We start from the raw sequence: 3,782 nt of genomic DNA, 5'->3' as shown, positions 1-3,782 counted from the left end.
AAGCGGCGCAAGCAGCTCTTCGAGGACGCCGGCCGCCAGCTCGTCGAGATCACCCGCCGCTACTACGAGGACGGCGACGAGTCGGTGCTGCCGCGCTCGGTCGCCAGCCGCGCGGCGTTCGAGAACGCCATGGCGCTCGACGTGGCGATGGGCGGCTCCACCAACACGATCCTGCACATCCTGGCCGCGGCCCGCGAGGCCGAGGTCGACTTCGGCCTCAAGGAGATCAACGAGATCTCGCTGCGGGTGCCGTGCCTGTGCAAGGTCGCCCCGGCCACCAGCAAGTACCACGTCGAGGACGTCCACCGCGCCGGCGGCATCCCGGCCATCCTGGGCGAGCTCGACCGGGCGGGGCTGCTGCACAGCGACGTGCCCACGGTCAACGGGGGCACGCTGGGCGACACGCTGGCCGCCTGGGACGTCAAGTCGCCGACCGTGCTGCCCGAGGCCGTCGAGCTGTGGCACGCGGCGCCGGGCAACGTGCGCACGGTGAAGGCATACTCGCAGGACAACCGCTGGGACTCCCTCGACCTCGACCGGGCGCAGGGGTGCATCCGCGACCTGGAGCACGCCTACAGCGCCGACGGCGGCCTGGCCGTGCTCTACGGCAACATCTCGCTCGACGGCGCGGTGGTGAAGACCGCGGGGGTCGACGAGTCGATCTGGAAGTTCAGCGGGCCCGCGGTGGTGTTCGAGTCGCAGGAGCAGGCCGTCGAGGGCATCCTCGGCGGGCGGGTCAAGGAGGGCGACGTGGTGGTCATCCGCTACGAGGGCCCCAAGGGCGGCCCCGGCATGCAGGAGATGCTCTACCCGACCTCCTTCCTCAAGGGCAAGGGCCTGGGCAAGGCGTGCGCGCTGGTCACCGACGGCCGCTTCTCCGGCGGCACGTCCGGGCTGTCGATCGGGCACGCCTCGCCGGAGGCGGCCGAGGGCGGCGCGATCGCGCTGGTCGAGGACGGCGACATCATCGACATCGACATCCCCGGCCGGTCGATGGAGCTGCGGGTGCCCGAGGCCGAGCTGGCCGCGCGGCGCGAGCGGCTGCTGGCCGACCTGGGCGGCTACCGGCCGCGCGACCGCAACCGTCCGGTGAGCGTGGCGCTGCAGGCGTACGCGGCGATGACCACGTCCGCCTCGACCGGCGCCTCGCGTGATCTGTCGCAGCTGTCCCGATAGTTAGGGTGCGGTGGACCCCCGGTCCACCGCACAGATTTTCGAAAATTGTCGGTGGTCGTCCCTATTCTTGGGGTATGACGACAGTCGTGAAGGACGAGACTCGCCCGCTGACGACCGCCGAGATCGCCGCCATCGCCCTCTCCCTCGCTCACCTCGGAGCGGGCCCGCAGGCCGTCGCCGCACGGCGCGGCCTGCAACACGCGCTCGAACACCTGGAGCTCGACGACGACGTCATCGCGACCACGCTCGCGACCCTGACCGAGCCGCTGCCCGTGGAGACCGCCTCCCGGGCCAGGCTCATCGCCGACGCCATCACCAGCCGCCTCATGATCCGCCTCCACTACCGCGACGCCTCGGGGGCCGTCACCTCCCGCGACGTCGAGCCGGTGACCTGCCTGGTCCACCGCGAATACTGGTACCTGGTCGGCGTGTGCCGGATGCGGCGGGCCATCAGGGCGTTCCGGTTCGACCGCATCATCGCGGTCGAGCCCACCCTGACCCCGTCGCGGCCGCACCTGGCCGACCGGTTCCTGCCCTTCCAGCGCCGCCGCCGGCGCACCACCGCGGCATGACCTGCCGCAAGCAGATCATCGCGGCGTAACCTGCCGCAAGCTTGACCCTCGGGCCCCCGGGCGTTGGTGCGGGGCGTGACAGGCTCGCGCACATGCGCGTCCGGGGGATCTCGCTCATCGCCGCCCTGCTGCCCGTCGTCGTGCCCGTCGCCGTGTCCGCCTGCGCGGCGGGCCCGCGTCCGGCCCCGCTCCCGATCGTGGCGCACCGCCAGGCGGTGGCCGTGGAGCGCCTGCTGCCGCCGGCCACGCGGCGGGCGCTCGACCGGGCGCTGGAACGTCAGCTGCGGGGCCGTCCGGGGCGGGTGGCGCTGTCGGTGTACGACCGCGCGACGGGCGTGCGGTACTCCTACGCCGAGGGCAGGCCGTTCGTGCTGGCCAGCGTGGCCAAAGTGGACATCCTGCTCGCCCTGCTGCTGCTCAGGCAGAGCGAGCACCGGCGGCTCGGCGCGTACGAACGCAGGCTCGCCTCCCGGATGATCCGCCAGAGCCACAACGAGAGCGCGCACGAGCTGTACATGACGGTCGGCGGCCAGGAGGGGCTCAGCCGGGTCCTGGGCGCGCTTGAGGTGCGCGACACCAGGCCGGGCGCGGGCCTGTCGTGGGGCATGACCCTCAGCCACCCGTCGGACCAGGTGCGGGTGCTGGAGCAGCTCACCGACCCCGCCGGGCCGGTGCCGGCCGCGAGCCGCCGCTGGGCGCTGGGGCTCATGTCGTCGGTGGACCGGTCGCAGGCGTGGGGCGTCAGCGCCGCCGGCGGCGAGGTGGCGCTCAAGAACGGCTGGCTGCCGGTGGACGCGCACGACGGGCGGTGGACGGTCAACAGCGTGGGCCGGATCGTGCTGAACGGGCACGAACTACTCATCGCCGTGCTGTCGGAGCGCAGCCCGGACATGGCGACGGGCGTGGCGACCGTGGAGCGGGCGGCCCGGCTGGCCGTGGAGGCGTTCACCCGGGCCCGCCGCTCAGGAGGAGCAGCAACCTCCGCCGCAGCAGCCGCCGCCACCGCCGGCCGGACGGGGAGCGGCCGCGCCACCGGTCATGGACACGGTGGACAGCAGCTTGACCGTGTCGCCGTGGCCCTCCGGGCAGGTCGCCGGCTCGTCTGAGGCCGACATGGGACGGGAGACCTCGAACGTGGAGCCGCAGGCGCGGCAGCGGAAGTCGTAACGCGGCATGCGGTAAGCCTAACCCGCTGTGGCCGGTGAGCGGGAGCCGGCGTAGGTCAGGTGCGCATGGTCGGAGACGGGCTCGTAGCCGATCGACCGGTAGATCGCGTTGCTGGTCGGGTTGTCCAGGTCGGTGAAGAGCACGACCTGCTCGCACCGTTCGGCCAGCGCCACCTCGCTGGCGTACGCGGTGACCGCGGCCCCGTAGCCCTTCCTGCGGCACGACGGCGGCGTGTAGACCGGTCCGACGCGGCACACGCCGCCGGCCGCCCGGCCGAGCCCGGCCACCGAGACCGGCACGCCCTCGGCCTCCCACACGAACAGCTCGCGCCCGGCCACCCGCTGGGCGACGCGCTCGGCGACGTCGTGCGCCTCCCCGAGCCCGACCTCCGCGCCGAACGCCTGGTACCAGCTCGCCATCAGCGGGAAGTCGCCGGGCCCGGCGAGCCGGCCGCGGCCGGGCACGGACGGGACGGCGAGCGCGCCGAGCCGGGCACGGACGGGACGGCGAGCGCGCCGAGCCGGTAGAGCCGTTCGGACACCGTCCGGTCGGGCTCGCCGAGCAGCCGGACGACCTCTGCCGTCACCTCGACCGGCCCCACGACCATGGGCACGTCGCCGCCAAGCGCCTCGACCAGCGGGGCGACGGCCTCGGCGGGCATGCGCGTGAGGCTCAGGGGGGCGGGCGGCGTGCGGAAGGCGGCGGCGCGCACCTGGCCCCCGGCGGTCCACCAGGCGAAGAAGGCGGCGTCGGCGGGATGGCCGGCGCGCAGGTTGGCCAGGACGGTCAGCGGAACCGTGTTGCCGACCGGGTCGCCGAGCAGGAACGGCTCGGCGACCGCGGCGAATTCCTCCGATCCGGAGGAAT

General features: G+C 73.7%; 4 protein-coding genes and 1 pseudogene. 2 read left to right on the top strand and 3 right to left on the bottom strand.

Going from position 1 to position 3,782, the window contains the following annotated elements; translation table 11 throughout:
- On the top strand, positions 1–1,176 hold a 1,176-nt coding region (locus ACWCSD_RS49520), incomplete at its 5' end, for a dihydroxy-acid dehydratase domain-containing protein (protein WP_449926305.1).
- A gap of 74 nt (positions 1,177–1,250) precedes the next feature.
- Entirely contained in the window at positions 1,251–1,748 is a 498-nt protein-coding gene (locus ACWCSD_RS49515; RefSeq protein ID WP_357980526.1) for a helix-turn-helix transcriptional regulator, read from the top strand.
- Positions 1,749–2,710: 962 nt separating this feature from the next.
- Here the strand turns inward: ACWCSD_RS49515 and ACWCSD_RS49510 are convergent.
- The 3 genes and pseudogenes from ACWCSD_RS49510 to ACWCSD_RS49500 all read right to left on the bottom strand — a co-directional run.
- Positions 2,711–2,923 carry an FmdB family zinc ribbon protein gene (locus ACWCSD_RS49510; protein ID WP_358294681.1) on the bottom strand — a complete coding sequence of 71 codons (213 nt, stop codon included), beginning with the start codon at positions 2,921–2,923 and terminating at the stop codon, positions 2,711–2,713.
- Between the two features lie 9 nt (positions 2,924–2,932).
- A complete protein-coding gene (locus ACWCSD_RS49505; RefSeq protein ID WP_449926303.1) occupies positions 2,933–3,379 on the bottom strand; it encodes a GNAT family N-acetyltransferase in 447 nt (148 codons plus the stop codon).
- Positions 3,334–3,782 (bottom strand): annotated as a pseudogene (locus ACWCSD_RS49500) (hypothetical protein); the annotation flags it as partial. The gene ACWCSD_RS49505 and the pseudogene ACWCSD_RS49500, both read right to left, overlap by 46 nt.

It is taken from the genome of Nonomuraea sp. NPDC001684 (genome assembly GCF_053596515.1).
Note: the sequence above shows the minus strand (reverse complement) of the source record. Positions and strands in the feature narration are given on the sequence as shown.